Origin of the sequence: Sphingobacterium humi (assembly GCF_009768885.1) — a bacterium.
GTDB classification, from domain to species: Bacteria; Bacteroidota; Bacteroidia; order Sphingobacteriales; family Sphingobacteriaceae; genus Sphingobacterium; species Sphingobacterium humi.
This window is the reverse complement of the sequence record NZ_WSQA01000003.1, coordinates 182,187-205,726: the sequence shown is the minus strand read 5'-3', so window position 1 is coordinate 205,726 and position 23,540 is coordinate 182,187. Positions and strand designations below refer to the sequence as shown.

General features: G+C 44.0%; 22 protein-coding genes. 12 read left to right on the top strand and 10 right to left on the bottom strand.

Features of this window, described 5'->3' with window-relative positions; genetic code table 11:
- Positions 1–17: 17 nt before the first annotated feature.
- From GQF63_RS05060 to GQF63_RS05045, 4 genes are all read left to right on the top strand, one after another.
- The gene (locus GQF63_RS05060; protein WP_160368026.1) at positions 18–1,124 is read left to right on the top strand and encodes a chorismate mutase; all 1,107 of its coding nucleotides are present in this window, start codon (positions 18–20) and stop codon (positions 1,122–1,124) included.
- Positions 1,124–2,374, top strand: coding sequence for a 3-phosphoshikimate 1-carboxyvinyltransferase (gene aroA, locus GQF63_RS05055; RefSeq protein WP_160368025.1), 1,251 nt, complete (start codon positions 1,124–1,126; stop codon positions 2,372–2,374). The genes GQF63_RS05060 and aroA overlap by 1 nt, the downstream gene beginning before the upstream one ends.
- Before the next feature lie 69 nt (positions 2,375–2,443).
- Positions 2,444–3,535, top strand: coding sequence for a chorismate synthase (gene aroC, locus GQF63_RS05050; RefSeq protein ID WP_160368024.1), 1,092 nt, complete (start codon positions 2,444–2,446; stop codon positions 3,533–3,535).
- Positions 3,513–4,385, top strand: a complete 873-nt coding sequence (locus tag GQF63_RS05045; RefSeq protein ID WP_246163319.1) for an ROK family protein — start codon at positions 3,513–3,515, stop codon at positions 4,383–4,385. Before aroC ends, GQF63_RS05045 begins: the two co-directional genes overlap by 23 nt.
- Before the next feature lie 333 nt (positions 4,386–4,718).
- On the opposite strand, the gene GQF63_RS05040 is transcribed toward GQF63_RS05045, so the two are convergent.
- A complete protein-coding gene (locus tag GQF63_RS05040) occupies positions 4,719–7,136 on the bottom strand; it encodes an alpha-ketoacid dehydrogenase subunit alpha/beta (protein WP_160368023.1) in 2,418 nt (805 codons plus the stop codon).
- A gap of 138 nt (positions 7,137–7,274) precedes the next feature.
- Here GQF63_RS05040 and GQF63_RS05035 point away from each other — a divergent pair, with 138 nt between their 5' ends.
- Together GQF63_RS05035 and GQF63_RS05030 are read left to right on the top strand one after the other, a co-directional pair.
- The gene (locus GQF63_RS05035; RefSeq protein ID WP_160368022.1) at positions 7,275–8,012 is read left to right on the top strand and encodes a hypothetical protein; all 738 of its coding nucleotides are present in this window, start codon (positions 7,275–7,277) and stop codon (positions 8,010–8,012) included.
- 50 nt (positions 8,013–8,062) lie between these two features.
- Positions 8,063–8,524: an NUDIX domain-containing protein gene (locus GQF63_RS05030; RefSeq protein ID WP_160368021.1), complete on the top strand. Its 462-nt coding sequence runs from the start codon at positions 8,063–8,065 to the stop codon at positions 8,522–8,524.
- 327 nt (positions 8,525–8,851) lie between these two features.
- On the opposite strand, the gene GQF63_RS19855 is transcribed toward GQF63_RS05030, so the two are convergent.
- The 7 genes from GQF63_RS19855 to dnaB all read right to left on the bottom strand — a co-directional run bounded on the left by GQF63_RS19855 (position 8,852) and on the right by dnaB (position 16,581).
- Complete coding sequence (locus GQF63_RS19855) at positions 8,852–8,983, bottom strand: hypothetical protein (protein WP_281346836.1); 132 nt, start codon at positions 8,981–8,983, stop codon at positions 8,852–8,854.
- 54 nt (positions 8,984–9,037) lie between these two features.
- The gene (gene rlmH, locus GQF63_RS05025) at positions 9,038–9,511 is read right to left on the bottom strand and encodes a 23S rRNA (pseudouridine(1915)-N(3))-methyltransferase RlmH (protein WP_160368020.1); all 474 of its coding nucleotides are present in this window, start codon (positions 9,509–9,511) and stop codon (positions 9,038–9,040) included.
- A 126-nt stretch (positions 9,512–9,637) separates the two neighbouring features.
- Positions 9,638–10,279 (bottom strand): YceI family protein, encoded by a 642-nt coding sequence (locus GQF63_RS05020; RefSeq protein WP_160368018.1) that lies wholly within the window; start codon positions 10,277–10,279, stop codon positions 9,638–9,640.
- Positions 10,280–10,399: 120 nt separating this feature from the next.
- Positions 10,400–11,725 carry a UDP-N-acetylglucosamine 1-carboxyvinyltransferase gene (gene murA / locus GQF63_RS05015; protein WP_160368017.1) on the bottom strand — a complete coding sequence of 442 codons (1,326 nt, stop codon included), beginning with the start codon at positions 11,723–11,725 and terminating at the stop codon, positions 10,400–10,402.
- 80 nt (positions 11,726–11,805) lie between these two features.
- Complete coding sequence (locus tag GQF63_RS05010; RefSeq protein WP_160368016.1) at positions 11,806–12,513, bottom strand: DUF4290 domain-containing protein; 708 nt, start codon at positions 12,511–12,513, stop codon at positions 11,806–11,808.
- 49 nt (positions 12,514–12,562) lie between these two features.
- Positions 12,563–14,842: an ATP-dependent helicase gene (locus GQF63_RS05005; RefSeq protein ID WP_160368015.1), complete on the bottom strand. Its 2,280-nt coding sequence runs from the start codon at positions 14,840–14,842 to the stop codon at positions 12,563–12,565.
- 143 nt (positions 14,843–14,985) lie between these two features.
- Positions 14,986–16,581, bottom strand: a complete 1,596-nt coding sequence (gene dnaB, locus GQF63_RS05000; RefSeq protein WP_160368014.1) for a replicative DNA helicase — start codon at positions 16,579–16,581, stop codon at positions 14,986–14,988.
- 403 nt (positions 16,582–16,984) lie between these two features.
- Here dnaB and ubiE point away from each other — a divergent pair, with 403 nt between their 5' ends.
- Genes ubiE through GQF63_RS04980 form a run of 4 tightly spaced genes read left to right on the top strand, consistent with a single transcriptional unit; the run spans position 16,985 to position 19,438 of the window.
- Positions 16,985–17,722 (top strand): bifunctional demethylmenaquinone methyltransferase/2-methoxy-6-polyprenyl-1,4-benzoquinol methylase UbiE, encoded by a 738-nt coding sequence (gene ubiE / locus GQF63_RS04995; RefSeq protein WP_160368013.1) that lies wholly within the window; start codon positions 16,985–16,987, stop codon positions 17,720–17,722.
- 32 nt (positions 17,723–17,754) lie between these two features.
- Positions 17,755–18,525 carry an SDR family NAD(P)-dependent oxidoreductase gene (locus GQF63_RS04990; protein ID WP_160368012.1) on the top strand — a complete coding sequence of 257 codons (771 nt, stop codon included), beginning with the start codon at positions 17,755–17,757 and terminating at the stop codon, positions 18,523–18,525.
- Position 18,526: 1 nt separating this feature from the next.
- On the top strand, positions 18,527–18,976 hold the full coding sequence (locus tag GQF63_RS04985; protein ID WP_160368011.1) for a GatB/YqeY domain-containing protein: 450 nt from the start codon (positions 18,527–18,529) through the stop codon (positions 18,974–18,976).
- A gap of 12 nt (positions 18,977–18,988) precedes the next feature.
- Entirely contained in the window at positions 18,989–19,438 is a 450-nt protein-coding gene (locus GQF63_RS04980; protein ID WP_160368010.1) for a GNAT family N-acetyltransferase, read from the top strand.
- Between the two features lie 515 nt (positions 19,439–19,953).
- On the opposite strand, the gene glsB is transcribed toward GQF63_RS04980, so the two are convergent.
- Positions 19,954–20,916 (bottom strand): glycine N(alpha)-acyltransferase GlsB, encoded by a 963-nt coding sequence (gene glsB / locus GQF63_RS04975; RefSeq protein ID WP_160368008.1) that lies wholly within the window; start codon positions 20,914–20,916, stop codon positions 19,954–19,956.
- Positions 20,917–20,919: 3 nt separating this feature from the next.
- Positions 20,920–21,753, bottom strand: a complete 834-nt coding sequence (glsA, locus tag GQF63_RS04970) for a lyso-glycine lipid O-acyltransferase GlsA (protein ID WP_160368006.1) — start codon at positions 21,751–21,753, stop codon at positions 20,920–20,922.
- A 172-nt stretch (positions 21,754–21,925) separates the two neighbouring features.
- Between glsA and GQF63_RS04965 the strand changes: the two genes are divergently transcribed.
- Together GQF63_RS04965 and GQF63_RS04960 are read left to right on the top strand one after the other, a co-directional pair.
- On the top strand, positions 21,926–22,588 hold the full coding sequence (locus GQF63_RS04965; protein ID WP_160368005.1) for a CBS domain-containing protein: 663 nt from the start codon (positions 21,926–21,928) through the stop codon (positions 22,586–22,588).
- Between the two features lie 46 nt (positions 22,589–22,634).
- Entirely contained in the window at positions 22,635–23,528 is an 894-nt protein-coding gene (locus GQF63_RS04960) for an NAD kinase (protein ID WP_343031031.1), read from the top strand.
- The last annotated feature ends 12 nt before the right edge of the window (positions 23,529–23,540 follow it).

The window sequence follows — 23,540 nt, the reverse complement described above, 5'->3', positions numbered from 1 at the left end:
AATAAACACGAAATAAGATGAAACATTCTTTAGACATTCTTCCTTTGAAATCATGGATCGATACAGGAGATAAACCATTAATCATTGCAGGACCTTGTAGCGCTGAAACCGAAGAGCAATTGGTATCTACTGCACATTTATTAGCGAACACTGGAAAAGTGAATGTTTTACGTGCCGGCATTTGGAAGCCACGTACGCGCCCCGGAGAGTTTGAAGGCATTGGCAGCGTAGGTTTAGGCTGGATGAAACGCGCCAAAGAAGAAACGGGTTTATTAACCGCAACCGAGGTTGCTACAGCAAAACACGTGGAAGAAGCGCTGGCGGCAGGCATCGACATCCTTTGGGTGGGTGCGCGCTCAACAGCTAACCCTTTCACCGTACAGGAAATTGCCGACGCCTTACGTGGCGTAGATGTGCCGGTATTGGTGAAGAACCCGGTAAACCCGGATCTATCTTTATGGATCGGTGCTTTGGAACGTATCAACGGCGCAGGCATCAAGAAATTAGGTGCTATTCACCGCGGTTTCTCCTCCTACGAAAAAACAGCGTTCCGCAATGAGCCGATGTGGGATTTGGCCATTCAATTGAAAACTATTGCCCCTGATTTACCGATTATCAATGACCCAAGCCACATCTGTGGAAACCGCGAATTGATTCCATACGTAACGCAGAAAGCCATGGACATGGATATGCAAGGCTTGATTATCGAGTCGCATATCGATCCTTCGGTAGCATGGACGGATGCCAAACAACAGGTTACTCCTGCGGCCCTAGCCGATTTATTGGATTCGGTATCTGTTCGTAAACCAGAGTCGAACAACCCGGCATTCGAAGATAAATTAGCAGAATTACGTGGTCAGATTGATAAATTAGACGATCAAATCATCAAACAGATTGGCGACCGTATGAAAATTGCAGAGAAAATCGGCGAATTTAAACGCGATAATAATGTAACCATTTTGCAGGTTAGCCGTTGGGATGAAATTGTGCAGAAACGCGTAAAACTAGCCGGCGCTTTAAGCTTAAGCGAAGAGTTTACGGTTAAATTCTTAGAATTATTGCACAACGAATCCATTCGCAAGCAAAACGAAGTCATGAATGCTAATTCTGTTACGGAGGCATAATGGCGGAAGATAAATTGATACTAACCCATCAATCCAAAACTATTAAAGGCACGGTTCAACTTACTGGTTCTAAATCAGAGAGCAACCGTGCTCTTATTATACGGGCCTTGAGTCAGGGGGCAGTGCGCGTAGAAAACCTATCGGAAGCAGCAGATACCGTAAGTCTGGAAGCAGCCTTGCAACAGGCGGCAACAGCCGGCAGCAAACTGTGTAGCATTGATATTGGTCCGGCGGGAACAGCCATGCGCTTTTTGACCTCTTACCTCAATCTGCAGCAAGGAAACTTTATCCTCACCGGAACAGAACGGATGCAACAACGGCCGATCGGTATTTTGGTTGACGCCTTAAAAAGCATTGGTGCCGATATTCATTATGAAAAAAAAGCAGGCTATCCACCATTGAAGATTGAAGGCGGGATGATACAAAGCAAAGCGGAGGTGGCTATTCAAGGCAACATCAGCAGTCAATACATCTCCTCCCTCCTGTTGGTTGCCTCTTCCTTAAAGAAAGGCCTTACCCTGCATATCCAAGGCGAGTTAACGTCGCGTCCTTATGTCACCATGACATTGGAGATGCTGAAAGAAGCCGGTATTAGCTACACGTTCACCGATCAGCAGATTCAAATCGCCAAACAACCTTTTCAGGCCGCTACAATTTATGTAGAGCCTGACTGGAGTGCCGCATCTTATTGGTATGCCATGGTGGCTTTAGCGCAGGAGGCACACATTGTGCTTCCGGGCTTAAAACAGCATAGTTTACAAGGCGATTTTGCCATTACGGAAATCATGAAGCATTTTGGTGTCACCAGTACGTTTGAAACCGATGGCTTACACTTACGCAAGTCTGGAATAAGTTCGCAAAAATCCTTATTCGACTTCAAAGAATGTCCAGATCTGGCACAAACCGTAGTGGTTGTTGCGGCGGCCTTACGTAAAGATGTTTCTTTTACAGGCTTAGAAACCCTAAAAATTAAAGAAACAGATCGCATCCTGGCCCTACAGCAGGAGATTGCAAAATTCGGCGCCCAGCTGTTGGCAGATGGTGAAACCTACCATCTTAAAACCGAGCAGGTATTCGAACCGCAAAGCATAACGATACAAACCTACGAAGACCACCGCATGGCCATGGCCTTTGCCCCTTTGGCATTGGTATTCCCAGAAGTGATCATCGAAGAACCACAAGTGGTCGATAAGTCGTACCCTACATTCTGGAAGCACTTGGAAGCCCAAGGATTCCATACCCAAGCGTAATTATATTATTACCGCAAACGAAGATATTAATTACCACCAATTTTATATATTTACGAGCAATTACAAATTATGGCAGGAAATTCATTTGGAGATATTTTTAAAATCAGCACTTTCGGCGAGTCGCACGGAAAGGCCATCGGTGTAATAATCGACGGCTGCCCTTCACTAATCGACATTGACGAGGATTTCATCCAGTCGGAACTCGATAAGCGGAAGCCTGGTCAATCGAAGATTACCACCCAGCGCAAAGAAAGTGATACTGCCCAGATTCTTTCCGGGGTATTCGAAGGTAAGTCTACCGGAACCCCTATTGCCATCGTTATTCCGAACGAAGATCAACGTTCAAAAGATTACTCGCATATTCAAGACAAGTTTCGTCCCTCGCATGCCGATTACACCTATCAGATGAAATACGGTGTACGCGATTACCGCGGCGGAGGACGCTCATCAGCCCGTGAAACCGCAGCCCGTGTTGCTGCAGGCGCCATTGCTAAGTTGTTTTTAAAGCAACGTGGCATCGAAATCTTCGCCCATGTATCGGGCGTAGGCAAATTGGAAGCGCCTAATTTAGACAGCAACAACCTGCAAGACCTATTGGAAAGACGCGAGCAAAACATCGTTCGTTGTGCCGACCCGGCGAGCGCCGCAGAGATGGTGACTTTTATTGATGAGGTACGCAAAAACGGAGATACCGTTGGCGGACGCATCAGCTGCATCATCCGGAATGTGCCCGTAGGCTTAGGCGAACCTGTTTTCGATAAATTGCATGCCGACTTAGCGAAGGCGATGATGAGCATCAATGCGGTGCATGGCTTTGAATATGGATCCGGTTTTGCCGGATCGGAGATGTTTGGTTCGGAACACAACGATATTTTTGTCAACCAACAAGAGCAAGTAAAAACATTAACCAATTTTTCGGGAGGGATACAAGGCGGTATATCCAATGGGATGGATATTACCTTCAAAACAGCCTTTAAACCTGTTGCAACCATTATGAGAGATCAGGCAACGATTAACGAAGAGGGAGAAAGTACCACCATTTCTGGCAAAGGGCGTCACGACCCTTGTGTGGTTCCTCGCGCGGTAATCATTGTCGAGGCGATGGCTGCATTGGTGATTGCTGATCACCTCCTAAAACATGAAGCTTATCATAATGCCTAACCAAGAACTGATACTTTCTTGTGATATTGGCGGAACGCATATCACTTCCGCCATTGTCGACAAGACCACATGGACTATTTTAGAAGAGACCATAACGCGCAACCATGTAAATTCGCAAGCAGATGCTAAATCGATTTTACAATGCTGGACCGGCAACATGAAAAGCTGCCTTTCCAAGATTCCAGATGCTGTTACGGCCATTGGAATTGCGGCGCCGGGCCCCTTCGATTATGAGAAAGGCATTGCCTTAATGAAGGGACAAGCCAAGTACGACAGCCTCTACCAAATGGAGGTTAGCGAACCAATTAAGGAATTGATCGGCCAACCCGATTACCCCATCCGCTACATTAACGATGCAGCGGCTTTTTTGCAAGGGGAAGTCTTCGGTTGCGGATTAGATCAGGAGGAATGCATTCTGGGCATTACCTTGGGCACAGGCCTGGGGAGTGCGGTTTGGCAGAAAGGTGAAAAAGCCTACGATGCCGATCTATGGGATACCCCTTATCAGGAAAGCATCTTCGAGGAGTATTTGGTCACCCGATTTTTCGTGAAGCGCTTTGCGGCATTAACCGGCATCGAAGAGGCAGGACTGCGCGAAATCCTGGAAAAACACGTGGAACGTCCGGAAACCGCGCAACTCCTGGAAGAATACCGCGACCAATTGTTGGATTTCCTATACTTCTTTAGCCAGAAGTATACCTGCAACCGCTTTGTCATCGGAGGTAATATTACCAAAGCCTGGGACCTTATTTTTCCGGATAAATCGATGTTAAAACCTTACCATATTGAAATCGGAAAATTTCAGGAACATGCCGCCATTATTGGTGCTGCTTCTTTATTTTCCAATTAAAAAGAACTTTTACTATAGATAAACGAGGAGCCGTTGCCTGCAACAGCTCCTTTTTTATGGGCTATATTTTTCACCTAGCTAGCAAAGACCTTCTTTTGCTTAGTCCCTTTGTAGATCCCTTTCACTCCCCTTTCACAGCCGTATCAATGCCTTTTGCAAAGGGCATTGCAAGGGAAGAGAAAAAGCATGGAATAGGTTGGATAGCGAAAGAAACTGGGCCTTGGTTCTAAGAAAGGCAGGGGTTTGTTTTTATAAGGCAAGGGGCACTAAAAAAGCGCGCCTGCTATTCATTTGCGAATAGCAGGCGCGCTGTAGTAATCTTGTTAAATCGGCTTAGAATAAAGACGGGAAGTCTGTTGGTTTACTATCCGACATAATTTGGTAGGCCGCTTCTACCACATCATCTACGGCCGGCTTGGTGAAATAATCACCATCTGAGCCATATGGCGGCCGATGTGGTTTTGCCGTTAAGGTACGAGGCTGGCTATCCAAGAGGTAATACCCGCCTTGAACCTCCAAAATCTCGTGCATAATATAGGATGAAGCACCCCCAGGGAAATCCTCATCGACTACTAAAAGGCGATTGGTTTTCTGTAAGGAGGTTTTACAAATATGATCTCTATCAAATGGGGCCAAACATTGCGCATCGATAATCTCGATCGAGATTCCCAATTTCTCCAGCTCTAGCGCTGCTTCCTGCACAATGCGTAGGGTCGACCCGTAGGATACCACGGTTAAATCAGCACCCTCGCGTAGCAATTCGGCCTTACCGATTTCTACGGTAAACTCGCCCACATTATGCGGCATTTTCTCTTTCAAGCGGTAACCGTTCAGGCATTCCACCAATAAAGCAGGCTCATCACCCTGCAATAGGGTATTATACATACCGGCAGCCTGGGTCATATTGCGGGGTACACAGATGTGCATGCCGCGCAATCCGCCTAGCAGTACCGACATGGGCGATCCGGAATGCCAGATGCCTTCTAAACGGTGTCCACGAGTACGTACGATTAATGGCGCGCGTTGTTGCCCTTTCGTGCGGTAGCTCAAGCTGGCTAAATCGTCGCTAAGCACAGGCATGGCATAAATCAGGTAATCCAGGTATTGAATTTCTGCAATCGGGCGGAAACCACGAATCGCAAGACCAATTCCCTTGCCTATAATGGCCGATTCCCGGATTCCGGTATCGAAGATACGCTGCGCCCCAAACTCTTCTTGTAGGCCCGCAAAACCTTGGTTTACATCGCCTATCTTTCCTACGTCTTCACCAAAGGCCAATAAGCGCGCATCGCGCTCGAAGTTGGCTCGGAAACAGGCATTCAACACCTCCCTACCGTCCACAATGGCCGACTCCTCATCAATCTGAGGCGCCACATGTGCAACCTGAAGGGGTGAATATTTGGTATCTATAAATAATTTATCGTTGAAGCGAGCATGGTTTACCGCTTGTTTCTCACGATACCAAGCCAGTAATTCAGCCTTACCCGGCAGGTCTAAGCCCCGTAAATCGCGAATAACACGACGTACATTGACATAGACCTCCTTTAACGATAAATCGGTAATGGACAATAATGTTTTTAACGGAATTTCGACGGCATGGTGGTTGATATGCTCCAATAAGGCGATTGCCTCATCCAGATCAACCTGCAGGTTCTTCCGATAGTCTGCCCAGGCTCGCTTCTGTTCCCTGCGCACCTCATCCTTCATCTCGCTTTCCAAGGCCTGCAATTCCTCTTCGCTTGCTAATCCGGACTCTAAGAGCCAGTCGCGCATTTTACGATTACAATCGAATTCGGTTTCCCAGTGCAAGCGATCTTGATCCTTGTAGCGCTCATGCGAACCGGAGGTCGAGTGTCCTTGCGGCTGGGTAATATCTGTTACATGCACGATGCATGGACGATGTTCTTCACGTGCAATCTCGGCGGCCTTCTCGTAAACTTCACACAGTCCGGCATAATCCCATCCTTTCACGCGGAAGATCTCATATCCAGCGCCGGCCTCATCGGCTTGAAAGCCACGCAGCACCGAAGAAATATCGCCCTTGGTGGTTTGGATTTCATTGGGCACGGAGATTCCGTAACCATCGTCCCAAATGGAAATAACCACGGGAATTTGCTTCACGCCTGCGGCGTTTACCGTTTCCCAGAATACCCCTTCGGATGTAGCGGCATTACCGATGGTACAGAACACCACTTCCTGACCTTGCAGACTGAATTTATCCTGATGTGATAAGTTTGGATTATCGCGGTAGAGCTTGGAAGCCAGGGCTAAACCCAAAATCCGCGCCATTTGGCCGCCTGTTGTTGAAATATCGGAAACCGTGTTAAACTGTTGGGTTTGGTCAATCCACTCCCCGTCGCTATCAACAAGCGGGGTGGAAAAGTGGGCCACCATCTGCCGGCCGCCCGAAGAGCTGTCGGCTGCTAAAGTAGGGTTCGCATATAACTGAGAAAAGAAATGGTAAACCGAACTAATTCCCAAGGCGAACGCCAATGTTTGATCTCTGTAGTAACCAGAACGCCAGTCACCAGGTTTAAAAACCTTTGCTAATGCAAGCTGCGCGAGTTCTTTCCCATCACCGAAAATACCAAATTTAGCCTTGCCGGTAAGGACTTCTTTCCTCCCCAGTAGACTAACAAAACGGCTTTGTACAGCTAGTTTATAATCGGTAATCAGCAATTGGCGGAACTCTTCGTAGCTCATTTTAGCTGAGTTAAACTGCACTGGTCTTGTCGTAAATGTTTCTGACATCTATGCGTTTGTTTTTTAACAAAAGTAATAAAATAAAGCCGGTAATCTTAGTCAAATTCGGCTAATTGGGAGGAAAAGTGAATTCCAGGTCTTTCTTTCCCGCAATAATCTGTACTTTTAGCCGTATTTAAGAATAATATGAGTACGTTACACTTTTTTGATGCCAACAAGGGGGGAAATGATTTTGGTGACCTGGAAAAAACCATCACCATCAATAAACTAATGGAAACTCCGTTGGAAGAGCGCGATGCACAATGGATTGCAGATTTTCTGCAACATATAGACGAAGCCAACCTGAAGGTGGGCGAACCAGAAGTGATCATGAGCCAGGATGGCTTTCCTTATTTTAACCTGAAGACCATTCAGGAAGACGAGAACTTTCATGCCTTTGTGATTAAGGGGAAACTCCCAACGATAATGAGTAATGGATTTGGCGTGGCTATTAACGCCCACAAACCGCAGCCCGATTGGATTTTCACCTTCGGTGATTTATTGAACCTCCAGTTGAATGGCGAATTCTATACCGACGAGCACCTCTTCTCACGCAATAACAGCAACTTTGCCATCGGCAAGGACGAAGAAATTCTGGTAGGGCAACCTTCAGAAGCCATTTTACCAGCTTATGTTCGCCAACAAATCCGGGAGTTCCTGCAATATTCAGGCGTGAAAATGCCGAAGATTATGTTGATCGCACGTAACTATAAAGACGAATCTACCGTTTCGCAAGACTTGGTTTTTAACCTAACACCCAAGAATTTTGCGAATGAAAAAGACTATCAGCAAGCTATGAATAGCCTTTCTTGGTTTTTACCGCGCCATTACTCGATTGTGGGGATGGATGAAACGGCCGTAAATTCTGGGTTTGAATTGATATAGCAACTGCAGGTTGCATTGTAAAGAAAGAATACGAATATAAAATAATAAGCATGTTTTTATTTAATGTGAGGGTCTATGGGATTCTGATTAATGATAACGGCGAAGTGTTGATCTCTGATGAGCGCACGGAGAACGTTTCATTCACGAAATTCCCAGGGGGCGGATTAGAATATGGGGAAGGTCTTTTGGACGCCCTAAAAAGAGAGTACATGGAAGAAACAGGGATGGAAATTGAGGTGCTAAAGCATATTTACACCACCGATTTCTGGGAAAAATCAAGTTTTAATGATAGTCAAATTATTTCCATTTATTACCAAGTTCGTCCTATTAATAAAATAGAATTAAATATTAAGACAAAAGCGTTCGATTTCGCGGAAAAAAACGTAGATGGTAAGCTACAATCTTTTAGATTAATTCCAATCGAGAAATTAGAAGAAAACGACCTTACCTTTAAAACAGACCAAGTAGCGTGGGTTGAATTTTTAAAAACAACTGACAAAATTCAATTATAATATAAATGTTGCAACTTTTATTTGATTTTATAATAAAAGGTTTTTACTTTTACAGTAGGTCATGAGGCAATGTATATTAAAACTTTGTGATCTACGTTTTGAAAACACCTAGTTCTATAGGGTTTTATTAATAGTTAGTGTGATTTTAAGGCGATACTCCCCGTATCGCCTTATTTTTTTAAATAACACAACTCCCCGCCCCTTTTCCATAAATCTTATTACAATTCCTTAAATAATTAACAATATATTCTTCATTTAGTTTTCACTTGGTTTAAAAACAAAAAAAGATGATCCGAAGACCATCTTTTATTTTCTTTTATAAAATTTCTAACTGAAAATATAGGCCAGTAGAATTACCAAAGCGCCTCCAATGATAATGATCCATTTGTTGTAATCGCCGCCATGGGCTCCTTCCTGACTTTTATATTTATATTCTCTTTTAAATTTATCTAAATCCATTTTTCCCTCCTTACTTTATATTAAAGATGCAATTAACATTAAAAATACATAAAATTATTCATGATGATAGGGTTCTCCGCGCATAATTGTATAGGCCCTATACAATTGTTCCACGAAAAACAAGCGTACCATTTGATGAGAGAACGTCATTTTGGATAGGGATAGTTTGCCGTTCGCCCGGTCGTAAACCGTCTGATCAAAGCCATAAGGCCCGCCAATCACCAATACGATATGGGAAACGGAAGCAATCTGCTGCTTCTCTAAGAAAGCGGAGAATTCCATGGAGGAATAGCTTTTTCCACGCTCATCCAACAGCAACACATAATCTTGATTGGAAATATTTTTTAAGATAAGCTGCGCTTCTTTTTCCTTTTGCTGACTTTCGCTTAAGTTCTTCACATTCTTGATGTCGGGAATCACCAGCAGCTGAAAGTTGCAATAATGCTTTAGCCGCTTAGTATACACCGCAATACCTTCCTCGATATACTTATCGTCGGTTTTCCCGATACAGATTAAACTTATCTTCATGATGCAAAAATAAAGGTTCTTAAAGAGTTCCGAAAGTTTTAATGCGCCATTTTTCCCTTCCATAGGAAGCATAAAAAAACCCTCGCCGTAAGGGCAAGGGTTTCGCTGTTACTTCCAAAGGAAGTATTATTTATTTGCAACTAAAGTAATGTCAAAGTTAATTTCTTTGGAGATTAAATCATCAGATTTACCTTCGTAGTTCACTCCCCAATCCGCTCTGGCAATATTGAAGTTTGCTGTCGCTTTTACATTGGTATCAGTTGAATCAACCACTTTCGCATCGAAAGTAATGTTTTTGCTGATTCCTTTGATAGTTAAGTTACCAGAAACTACTAAATCACCTGCTGCAGCACCTGGTTTAACTTCTGTAATAGCAAAAGTTGCTTCCGGGTGAGTCGCTACGCCGAAGAAATCATCAGCTTTTAAGTGACCGTCTAATTTTTCTTTGTACTCGCCTTCAAGATCAGTAGAGCTAATGCTGTTCATGTCTAAAACAAAGTTTCCACCAGTAACTGAACCATTGTCCACTTGAACAGAACCTGATTTAATGTTAACTGTTCCTGTGTGTTTTCCCGTAACTTTAGTACCGGTCCATACCAATTTAGAAGCTGCTGTATCTACTGTATAAGCTGTTCCTGTAGCAACAGAGTCAGCATTTAAAGTAGTTTCAACAGAATCAGAAGTTTCAGCTTTTTTGCCATCAGGATTTCCTGCGCAAGATGCTAACACAAGTGCAGCAATTGCAGATAGTAATGTGATTTTTTTCATGTTATGTGTTTGAACATTTATTTTTAAAGTCCTGCAAAGGTAACTTACAGTCACTTGATTACAAATGCTTAGTTTTAATTTTAACATTAAGCAGACAATAGCGTAACGAAAATTTTAATCTTAATGGCCTAAAGGCTGCGCATCAATGCGACGAATATCGGCACCTAATGCTTTCAAACGCTCTTCGATATGCTGATACCCTCTTTCGATTTGCTCAATATTATAAATCACCGATTTTCCTTGAGCCGATAGCGCTGCAATCAATAAGGATACCCCTGCACGAATATCTGGAGACGTCATCTCGATACCGCGTAGCTGTTGCTGCTTATTCAGACCGATTACCGTAGCGCGGTGCGGATCACAAAGGATAATCTGCGCGCCCATATCGATCAACTTATCCACGAAGAACAAGCGGCTCTCGAACATCTTCTGGTGAATGAGCACATTGCCCTTCGCTTGAATCGCTGTCACCAACACAATACTCAATAAGTCCGGGGTAAAACCAGGCCATGGTGCATCCGAGATGGTCAGGATAGAGCCATCGATAAATGTATCGATTTCATAGCTATCTTGTGCTGGGATAAAGATATCATCGCCACGTAGCTCGAATTTGATTCCTAAGCGAGAGAACACGGTCGGGATAATCCCTAACTCTTGGAAACAAACGTCCTTAATGGTAATCTCCGAACCCGTCATAGCTGCCAATCCGATAAAAGATCCGATCTCAATCATATCCGGTAACATGCGGTGGCTAGTTCCTCCTAACGATTCTACACCTTCGATAGTTAACAAGTTCGAACCGATTCCAGAGATCTTGGCTCCCATGCGGTTCAACATCTTGCACAGCTGTTGCAAATAAGGCTCACAAGCAGCGTTATAAATGGTGGTTGTTCCTTTGGCCAATACAGCAGCCATCACGATATTTGCTGTTCCGGTTACCGAAGCTTCGTCCATCAAGATGTAAGTACCTTGCAATTGGGTAGCATCCACATTGAAGAAGTGAGTTTCCGCGTCGTATACAAACTTAGCCCCTAATTTCTCAAAGCCTAAGAAGTGCGTATCCAAGCGTCGTCTTCCGATTTTATCGCCTCCCGGTTTCGGGATGGCTGCTTTTCCGAAGCGCGCCAATAAAGGACCTACAATCATGATAGACCCACGTAGGCTTCCCCCTTTGCGTTTAAATTCTTCAGACTGGAAATAATCTATATTAATATCGCTGGCTTCAAACTCGTAGGTATCTCCGGCGGTGCGATTTACTTTGACGCCAAGGGCAATCAACAAGTCGATCAATTTATTCACGTCTTTGATATCCGGGATATTGCTGATCGTCATTTTCTCGGCAGTCAATAATACTGCGGAAATAATCTGGAGGGCTTCGTTTTTAGCGCCCTGAGGAACAATCTCTCCTTTTAATGGTTTACCACCACGTATTTCAAATGCATTCATAGTATGTGCTTACAAAAACAAAAAAGCAATCGTTTTTATTGTTTGAACCATTGCTTCTTTCTTGTTTATTGTTGATTTATTTATTTCTTCCTTTTAATGTTAAGCTTGTTATTCTTTAACTTATTATTGTTGTTATTATTGCCTTGGTGCTTGCTTTTATACTGGGAATTATTGTTGTTATTATTGTTATTGTTTGTATTTCCAGCAGTTTTAACACGACTTCCCGGAGGCGGGGTTTTGAAGTCTAGTTTGGTAAGCACGGTATCTGCAGGCAACTGCAACTCCCCTTTGGAAAGGGTTCTTAAGTCTTCAATGATTAAGTCATCCGACACCGAGTCTTTATTCCAAGTCAGGTAAGCCATCTTCATGAAATTGGCAATACCTACGGTCATTTTCTGACGTGCTTCCTCATTCGGAATCGCCTTAGCCTTATTGATCATCTGCTCTACCGTATGGCCATAATGCTTATAGCGGATATTATGGTTAGGGTATTGTAAAGGCTGCGGCTTATGGTGGATTTCCTCTTTCTTAGGAATAGGGTAAGGGGAATCTACATCGATTTTAAAATCAGAGATGATGTAGAGGTGATCCCACAGTTTATGTTTAAAATCAGAAACATCACGCAAGTGCGGATTCAAGACTCCCATCATATCGATTACGACCTGAGCTAAGCGATTGCGTTCTTCACGATCCGATAGCGTACAGATGTAGTCTACCATATTTTGTACATTTCTACCATATTCAGCTAGTATAAGCTTTGGTCTAGTACTGTTATAATCAAAAATCATATGTGTTGTGGTTTACTCCCAAGGAGTCCTTTAATTTGTAATATACGAATTATTCTATTATTCTAAGTTTGGCAAATTTAAGCAACAATTGCTTCTGTCCCAACTCCTTGAAGAAAATAGTTGCTTTTATGTCGGGTTTATTGCCTTCCAGGTTGATTACTTTACCAAATCCGAAGCGTTCATGTTCCACTTCCATGCCTACTTGCAAGCCTGAGGTATCAGATGGCGCAAATCCGGCGGTCGGCACGTGCGCTTTCGGTAAAATAGACGTTGTTTTCATCACCTTTGGCTTCGGCTTCGAGAAAACATCTCCCGATGTTTCTTTCCGTTGCCAGCTCACCCTTTCGCTGCTGAACTCTTCGCCGCCGCCTTGTTGGAAGCGAGGTTTAAAGTCCAGATCTAAACAAGCCGGATTCAACTCATCTAAAAAGCGACTCGGCTCGCAGTTATTCAAGGTTCCCCAACGGTATCTGGAAGTAGCATAAGATAGAAATAACTTTTTCTCTGCACGGGTAACCGCCACGTAGAACAAGCGACGTTCTTCCTCCAGTTCCGATCGTGAATTTAAGGAAAGCTGCGAAGGGAACAGGTTCTCTTCCAAGCCTACGATAAATACCACCGGGAATTCCAATCCTTTTGACGAGTGGATCGTCATTAGGGATACGGTATCCGCATTCGGATCCTTATCATTATCGTCATTGGTCAATAAGGCGATATCTTGCATAAAGACATCTAATCCTTTTTCTTCCAAGTCTTCTCGCTCCGAAAACTCCTTGATACCGTTCAGCAATTCCTGGATATTCTCATAACGCGATAAACCTTCCACGGATTTATCTTCGTAGAGTTCTTTTAGAATACCCGAATGCTGCGCAATATGCATCGCAGTATCGAAGGCGGTATGGTTCTTTGCCAAAGCCTGAAAGCTCTGGATCATCATACCGAAGTTACCTACCGATGCTGCACTACGGCCATCCAAAAACATCTGTGCATTGGTTACCACATCCCATAACCGTACCTGCTGCTTATCCGCAGCAACCATTATACGTTCTACGGTCGTATCACCAATACCCCTTCTCGGATAGTTTATCACCCGTTTCAGGGCCTCCTCATCGTTCGGATTGAACGTCAAGCGGAAATAAGCGATTAAATCTTTAATCTCCTTGCGTTGGTAGAAGGAAGTACCTCCATACAATTTATACGGCACATTTAACTTGCGCAAGGCCTCCTCTAGGGAACGCGACTGCGCATTGGTGCGGTATAAGATGGAAAAGTCTTTATATTTTAAGCCTTTCAGGGCTTTTTCTTGGGCAATGCCCTCAGCTACAATCTTCCCTTCCTCATTATCCGAGAATGCCCGGGTCACTTTAATCTTATCACCTTCTTCATTATCAGAGAAAACATTCTTCTCCAACTGATTCTTGTTATTGGCAATAATGCTGTTCGCCGCATTCACAATCATCTGCGTCGAACGGTAGTTCTGTTCCAATTTAAACACCTTCACATCCGGATAATCCTTCTGGAAGTTTAAGATATTCTGAATATTGGCACCGCGGAAGGCATAGATCGATTGCGCATCATCGCCCACCACGCATATATTTTCGTTAACCGCAGCCAATCGTTTCACAATCAGGTATTGCGAAAAGTTGGTATCCTGATACTCATCCACCATCAGGTATTTAAACTGATGTTGGTATTTATGCAATACATCCGGATACTTATTCAGCAGCACGTTGGTTTTGAACAGCAAGTCGTCAAAGTCCATCGCCCCGGCACGGTAGCAGCGTTGTGCATAGGTCATGTAAATCTCGCCCATCTGCCCACGTCCGTTCGCGATATCCTCGGCCTTAATGGCTTCGTTTTTATTATACTCTTGCGGAGAAATGAGGTTGTTCTTAGCCGAAGAAATCCGACCGTATACATGGTTTACATTATAGAGCTTATCGTCCAAGTTCATTTCTTTCAAAATAGAACGCAATAAACTCTTGGTATCGTCTGTATCGTAAATGGTAAAATTACGCGGATAGCCGATCAGCTCCGCTTCCACACGTAGAATCCGCGAGAACACCGAGTGGAAAGTGCCCATCCAGATATTCTTGGCCTCAATGCCCACCACCTTCGTAATACGCTCGCGCATTTCCTTGGCAGCCTTATTAGTAAAGGTAAGCACTAAAATATTAAAGGGATCTACACCTTTTTGTACAAGGTGAGCAACTCGATAAGTAATTACACGTGTTTTTCCTGATCCGGCGCCAGCAACAATCATCACCGGCCCTTCTGTTTGTTCAACGGCAGCCCGTTGGGAAGGGTTCAATCCTGCTAAATAATCCAAAATGATCTCCTAATTTTAACTTAAGTATAGCCTCTATTAAGGGGGATTCAAAAATAATAAAAATACTTAAGCTATGCTAGTACTTTTATGCACAAGGGGCTTCGGGAAAATGCAGGAATACGATGCGCTAAAACGAGGCTCTGTTAAAACGGAGCGTCGTCAGGCATATCGTTCATGCGGGAAGGCATGGTAATTCCTCCACCGAAATTGCCGAAGTTATCCGATGGTGACATGGCCGACCCGAATCCGCCGCCCAAATCCGAGAAGCTTCCGCCCTCTGGTGGCATACCGGAGAAGTCATCATCCAAATCCACGAACTTCACATATTTACCCACGAACTTCAAGGGCACCAAACCGGTTTCCCCGTTACGGTGCTTGGCGATAATAACCTCACCCACACCTTGTGTCGAACGTCCCTCCTCGTCCTCGGTAATACCGTAGTATTCCGGACGGTACAGGAACAACACCATATCGGCATCCTGCTCGATAGATCCGGACTCCCGTAAGTCGGATAACATCGGACGCTTGGAGTTACCAGGTCTAGACTCCACGGCACGGCTTAACTGCGAGAGGGCCAATACCGGGATATTTAATTCTTTGGCTACGGACTTCAAGGAACGCGAGATACTACCGATCTCCTGCTCCCGGTTACCGCCACCCTTGCCCTCGCTTTTACCATGCATCAACTGCAAGTAATCCACGATGACCATTTGAATATCGTATTGCGCTTTCAGACGACGACATTTTGCCCGGAACTCAAACACGTTCAATGCCGGGGTATCGTCGATAATAATCGGCGCTTCGGTCAATCGGCCAATCCGAGAGTGCAATTGCTGCCACTCGTGGTCGGCCAGGTTTCCTTTTTTCAATTTCTCTTGTTCAATTTCCGTTTCACCGGCAATCAAACGATTCACCAACTGTACGGATGACATCTCCAGGGAGAACACCACCACGGGACGCTGGTGATCTACGGCTGCGTTGCGGGCTACCGATAATACGAAGGCCGTTTTACCCATGGCCGGACGTGCCGCAATAATTACTAAGTCGGAAGGCTGCCAACCGGAGGTCATCCGATCCAGGGCCGTTAAGCCCGAAGGAATACCCGTTAAACCGTCGGTACGGTCGCGCAGCAACTCCAGGTTATTGATGGCTTCGCGCATAATATCATCCATCTTTCTGGAATCTCGGCGAAGGTTGTTCTGGGCAATATCGAATAAAGATTTCTCGGCATGATCCAGCAAATCAAAGATATCACTGGTTTCATCGTAAGAAGAGTTGATGATTTCGGTAGACACCTTAATAAGCTCGCGTTGGATATATTTCTGCGAAATAATCCGTGCGTGGTACTCGATGTTTGCGGCCGATACTACCCGGTCGGTCAACTGCGTAATATAATAAGCACCGCCCACCATTTCCAAGGCTCCCATCTGGCGCAATTCAGCAACCACGGTCAGCAAATCGATTGGCGATGTTTTTTGGAATAAGTTATAAATCGCCTGGAAAATCTTCTGGTGCGATTCTTTATAGAATGAATCCGGTTTTAGAATATCGATAACCTCACTTAGCGCATTTTTCTCTAACATGAGGGCACCCAATACCGCTTCCTCCAAGTCTACCGCTTGCGGAGGCAGTTTGCCTAAACCACTTACTAAGTTATTCAGGTTTGTACGCTTCTTGTTAAAGTTGGCACGGCTAGACTGGCTAGACGCGTTGTTTGACATTTCGTTTTCTAAGGACATATTCTATATTATTATACGGCTCGTTGAACACAGTTCGCTACGACAGGGTAACAAATGTAAGAAAAATAAGACTGCAGCCCCATACAAGTTATAAACAGTCAAAATAGGTGCTTCAACAATCATGCTATTGTTTTGAAAACCAAGCCCCCTGTATTCCACACTGTATGTGTATAAGTTGTTAATTTACAAAATTAGGCGCTAAAAATCAAGCAGTTAACAAAATGTTAATAACCTAGGTCGATGTGGAAAAGCCTGACAGCGGGCTAGCTTCGCACACAATTTTGGCAGTCCTCACTCTTTAAATTCATAGTCAAGCACTTAGCCTAGTTGAGGTGGTCTTTAGGTTTAAACTTCTGAAATTCACGCCTGAAATTTTTACAGGTTTTATTGTATCTTTGTCGCTATGTCAAACGATGCTTCTACTGTAAAACCTTATAACCCCGAAGGCGGTAAAAAAGAACAAGTTGCCGATATGTTCAACAATATTTCGAAGACTTACGATTTATTAAACCGCTTTATGACGATGGGTATCGATACGATTTGGCGCAAAAAAGCCATCAAAACCCTGAAGCCTTTACACCCGCAAGTTTTGCTGGATGTAGCTACGGGAACGGGCGACTTTGCCATGGAGTCCATTCGTATTCTACAGCCGAAGAAGATTATTGGTGTCGACATTTCCCAAGGCATGCTGGATGTAGCCGAACAAAAGGCCCAGAAAAAGGGATTAGGCGGGCAGTTTGAAGTGAAACTTGGCGACTCGGAGAATCTTCCCTTCGCCGACCAGAGCTTCGATGCCGTGACAGTAGCCTTCGGTGTTCGTAATTTTGAAAACCTCGAACAAGGGCTTTCCGAAATCCGCCGCGTGTTAAAACCGGGGGGTAAAGCCATCATCTTGGAGCTTTCCAACCCCACGGCATTTCCGATCATGCAACTGTTTCAGTTTTATTTTCATAAGGTGGTACCCGCCATGGGGAAACTCATTTCTAAAGATAACCGCGCTTATGCCTACTTACCTGAATCGGTCGCTAAATTCCCGGATGGGCAACGATTTGCCGCCATTTGCGATCAAGTAGGCTTTGCACAATGCAAGGTGCGCCCGCAAACCTTCGGCTTTTGTACCATTTACGAATGCGATAAATAGCAATAAACCCAAAATAAATAATAACAAGGCCTATGAGAACCGTATTAATCACAGGGGCCAGCTCCGGAATTGGTGCAGCATGTGCTTTAGAGTTGGCAAGCGAGAAAACCTATCGCCTCCTACTTTGCGCTCGGAGAATCGACCGCTTGGACGACCTTTGCCGTCAGATCCAACAAATCAACCCAGCCTGCGAAGTACATCGATTCAAGCTTGATGTACGCAACGCCGACGAGGTTGCTACTACCCTTTCCAACCTTCCGGCGGAATGGAAAAACATCGATGTATTAATTAACAATGCCGGCCTTAGCCAGGGCTTTGACCCCATCCAGACCGGTGATATTGGCGATTGGGATCGCATGATCGACACCAACGTCAAAGGCTTATTATACGTCACACGCCAGGTGCTGCCGATGATGGAAGGCAGTAAAAACGCCCACATCATTAACCTAGGCTCCATTGCGGGCAAGGAAGTTTACCCGAACGGCAACGTCTATTGCGCGACAAAACATGCCGTAGACGCTTTAAATAAAGCAATGCGCATCGACCTGCTGCCGAAAGGCATTAAGGTGACGGCCATTAACCCGGGCATGGTGGAAACCGAGTTTTCAGAAGTACGCTTCCATGGCGATAAGCAACGTGCCGATGCCGTGTATGAAGGGCTTACCCCTTTAAGCGGGAAAGATATTGCCGAACTTATTGTGTTCGCCCTATCACGCCCTGCGCATGTAAACATCAATGACTTATTGGTGATGCCTACGGTACAGGCCACAGGAACAATTGTAAACAGATCAAACAGCAAATAAAATGGCATTAGAACAACAGATTAATCAAGATATTAAGGCGGCCATGATCGCCAAAGACCAAGCAAAATTACGCGGATTGCGCGCCATCAAAGCGGCAATCTTATTGGCGAAAACCGAAAAAGGCGGTGCCGATGAAATGAGCCAAGACACCGAGATCAAGGTATTGCAGAAATTGGTAAAGCAACGCAAGGAGTCGGCAGAAATCTACCAACAACAGGGGCGTGAAGACTTATACCAAATTGAAGTGGAGGAACAGGAAGTTATTGAAGCTTACTTACCGAAGCAGTTAGATCGTGCCGCGATTGAAGAAATCGTAAAAGGCATCATCAGCGAAAGCGGCGCTTCTTCCATCAAGGATATGGGTAAAGTAATGGGCTTAGCGAACCAAAAATTAGCCGGACAGGCCGATGGTCGTACCATTTCAGAAGTCGTTAAATCCTTATTAAGTTAAAAATTGTATCACATGAATTGGGTAATTAAATCTTTTGACGCTTTAACGCCCTTAGAGCTTTACCGAATTCTGAAAGTCCGGATAGATGTATTTATGCTGGAGCAAAACTGCCTCTATCCGGAATGTGATAACAAAGACCTCAAAAGCGAGCACCTCTTCCTTTTGAATGAAGCGGAATGCCTTGCCTATGCGCGTCTATTACCACCAAACCTCTCCTACCCAAATTGCAGTTCTATTGGCCGCGTGGTAGTACACCCCAAGCACCGCAGCCATGCCTACGGCAAGGAGCTGATGCAACGTGCCATCGAAGCGCAATGCGCAGCATTCCCTAATACGGTAATCCGCATCAGTGCCCAATTATATCTGAAACGCTTCTACGAAAACCTAGGCTTTAAGCAGGAAAGCGAAAGCTACCTGGAAGATGATATTCCGCATATCGAAATGGCCTATTATCCGGGTTAATTTCTCCTTAGTTACTTTTTGTTTGGTTAGTATTTGGCTTTTTTTAAACCTTTTATTGAAGCGTAGCAAACCTTATTGCAAAGGGGATTGATACGGGTGAGAAAGGGGTGAGAAAGGGAAGTGAAAAAGGGGTAAGCAGTAGCTGGTTGGGCAATTTGTCATCAATTTGTCATGGTGCTGTCATGGTGAGCGGAGTCGAACCACGAACCACGAACGACTGGTACGTCAGTGCAATCAACAATGCAAAACAACATGCCTAATATTAACGAAGGCACAATGTAAAAATCTGTTAATAAACATCTTGACCACAATTGATCGCATTGACGTACCAGTCGTTCGTGGTTCGTGGTTCGACTCCGCTCACCATGACAACACCATGACAGCACGATGACAAATCGAGGACAGCACGTCGAAAAAACAACAAGAAAAAACACCTACTCAGCACCTCACCACAAAAAAAAGGCTGAATAACCATTAGTTATCCAGCCTCTTTTTATTTTTATCTGCGTTATTTTCTAATCTGTTACATTGCGGCTTCCATAGGCCTTGTCGCGTTCGAAGGTCGACATATGTCTTTCTTTTTTTGCGGGGTAAATATCATCCAGGGTAATCATAATTCCGGTTTCTTCCACTTCGCCAAATTCGTTATTGCGGGCAGTGCCGAATACACGCATGGTTGGCGAGAGGTTCATGTAGGTATTGATCAATGGCGGGATGTTTTCGCCGAGTTCACGAACTTTTGTGTTCAACACTTTATAGCCGGCTTTATAGTCCAAGCCATCGAAGATGCCTTCGTGTTTAGCAATATCAGTTTTGTAGCCTAAGAAAAGTTCGTCTACAGGTTTCACCAAGTGATCCTTATCTGGGAAGTAATGATTCATGAAGTAGATCAATAAATCGCGTGCTTCCTCATTGTAATGCGGATACATGGTTACTTTTCCGAACAGGTACTTAATATCTGGATTTAACAAAACCAAAGCACCTAATCCGTCCCACAGGTTATCTAAGGAAAATAGTCCTTTGCGGTTATCGATGGCGGGTTGATATTTCGGTTGCACCCAAGAGCGTCCTAATTCGATGGTATAAGGGAGGTATTCTTTCACAAATTTATCCGAGAAGTCGAAATAATGTGCGGTGGATAAGTGGAAGGTTCCATCGGCGTCAATGGCTTTATCACAGGTAATCACACGGTAGCCGGCGATAATTTCTTCATCTTCCGGATTCCAAGCGATTAACTGATCATAGTTATGGGCACATGTATCGTTTTCATCAATATCTAAAGGTAAACCTGTTCCACCCCCAGCACCTCTGAAGGTTACTTCGCGTAATCGGCCAATCTCGCGCATGATGTTTGGCGAGCTGTGGTAGTTTACGAGGTAAACTTCATTATTCCCATTGTTTGTATAGCGCACGAATTTATCTTTAGTAAGTTCCGCTTTTAACAATGCTCTGTCAACTGGTTCAATTATTTCTTGCATATATTATTTTTTACCTCCGGCCATTGCATAGACAATATCTTTGACTTCTGCAGCCCATTGGCGTTCATTTTTACTATTATCGAAATGGGTATAAGGGATTCGTTTTCCGATGCGGATGGTGATATCCTTTCCGCGTTGGGCAAACAACTCATCAGGTAAATATAACATTTCAATGTTAGCTTTTAACCCAATTTTATTCCTTAATCGTGCCAAATTGTAGAAAAAGTTCGAATTTCTTCCATCAATATAAACCGGAACGATATCTTTTTGATATTTTTTGGCTTTGCTGATAAAGCTTTTCTTCCATTCTAAATCAACAATTCGGCCGTTTATTTTGCGGGATACCAGGCCTGCGGGAAACACCAAGAGAGCCTGATCGGAGGCGTAGGCATTCTCGATAGCTGCAATGCCTGATTTACTCTGCCCCCCCAATTTGTTAACCGGTATAAACAAGGGTTCTAGGTTACGGATATTCATTAGAATATCGTTAACTAAAAATTTCACGTCTTTCCGGTATTTGCCGATAGCCTGCATAAAAGCGACGCCATCAAGCCCGCCTAAAGGGTGATTGGATGCAAAAATAACAGGTTCATCCAAAGGAATATTTTCTACGCCTTCCAGATGTACATGTACCTTAAGTTCGGATAATAAGGAGTCTACAAAGTCTAAACCCATGTCATCATGATACTTGGTCATGATGTAGTTTATCTCATCTTCGTGTATAACTCGCTCTAAATAACTGACTAAGGGTTTGGGTATCCATCGGGCTAACTTCGGACTTTTCTTATGGATGACTTCCCTGATTTTAATAAATTGCTCTTTCTCTAGTAAGTCCATATAATAAACCCTCTTTTAAAGTAGCGTAAAATTACACAAATAGTTTAAAGTAGCGTAAAACATCTTTTTATTTTATCTGAAATACTAATTTTTCGTTACCTTAGCTGAAGAGCAACATTAAAGGAAAATTAAACCTTTTGGTTTTCTTTCTATTTAATACATAAACGACTGTATGTTTATTGGCGAAATCATAACTACACTTTATACCGAACTTAGGCCATCTGACACGGTGGAATTTGCCTTGAATAAGGTTAATGAATTACACTTTCACCAATTACCCGTCGTTAAGGGTAAAGAATACCAGGGCTTATTGACCGAAGAAGACCTGCTGAGTGTAGAAGATGAAACCGACCTGCTTTCGGAAGTAAAAATCACCCTACCCTTTATCTACCTATACGATTTTCAACACATTTACGATGCTTTACAATATTTGGAGACCTATCAATACGATCTGCTCCCGATATTAAATAAGCAGAACCAATACGTGGGTTGCATTACACAAAAGGATGTGTTAATAGCAATCAACCAAACCCTCTCCAATCAAGAGAAGGGCGCTATTATCGTATTGGAAATGGAAGACCGGGATAATTCGCTGACCCATGTGGCGCATATTATCGAGTCGGAGAACTGCAAGATATTAAGCACCGGAGTTCGCGCTATTGCCGAGTCGAGCAAGGTAGAGTTGACCATCAAGGTGAACAAGAACAATATCTCTTCGGTACTAGCCTCCCTATGGCGCCATGATTATGTGGTAAAAGCATCCTTCAACGATGGCTCTGATCAGAACGATATTCAAGAGCGATATAACCTATTAATGAATTATTTGAACATTTAATTTCCATGATTTTCTCATCTTTGGAAAAAAAACGTAATTATCGAGCATGAAAGAACTGTCAATAGCGGTTTATGGGCGCGAGTTTAACCAATCGGTCATTGGCTATGTGGTTGAACTGTTTAGCTATTTACGCGAAAGAAACGTTCAAGTCTATATTTATCAAGATTTCCACAGCTTTCTAAAAAAGTTGTGCAAGGTTGATTTTAAGTTTAAGAAATTCAAATCGCATAAAGACCTCCCGAAAGATGTGTCTTTTATGTTGAGTTTGGGCGGTGACGGCACGATGCTGTCGGCGGCGACCTTAATTGGCGATTCGGGCATCCCGATTGCGGGAATTAACTTTGGGCGCTTAGGCTTCTTGGCCAACATCTCCAAAAACCGCATGGAAGAAGCCTTAGATCAGATTCTGAAAAACGAATATACTGTTCAACCCCGAGCCCTATTGCAGGTGGAAAGTTCAGACGGCACCTTGCAAAGCAGTGAGTCTGTCGCCTTAAATGATATTACCGTCTTCCGCTACGATTCCTCGGCCATGATTACCGTGCATGCCATTTTGGATGGGGAGTTACTGAACTCCTACTGGTCCGACGGCTTGATCATAGCCACCCCTACGGGCTCTACCGCTTACTCCTTAAGTTGTGGTGGCCCTATTATTATGCCGGGCAGTGGTAATTTTGTGATTACGCCGGTTTCGCCACATAACTTAAATGTGCGCCCTATTGTTGTTTCAGAGAACATGCAGCTGAAGCTGGAAATTGAAAGCCGCAGCGAGAAATACATCGTCAGCTGCGACTCCAAGAGCTATACCCTATCGAGCAAGACGTCCCTGTTGATTACTAAGGCGCCCTACCATGTGAACCTGATTCGCTTAAAAGGCGATCAATACTTTGGCATTCTCCGCGAGAAGCTGTTGTGGGGTATTGATGTGCGAAATTATTAAAGCATGTTTAAA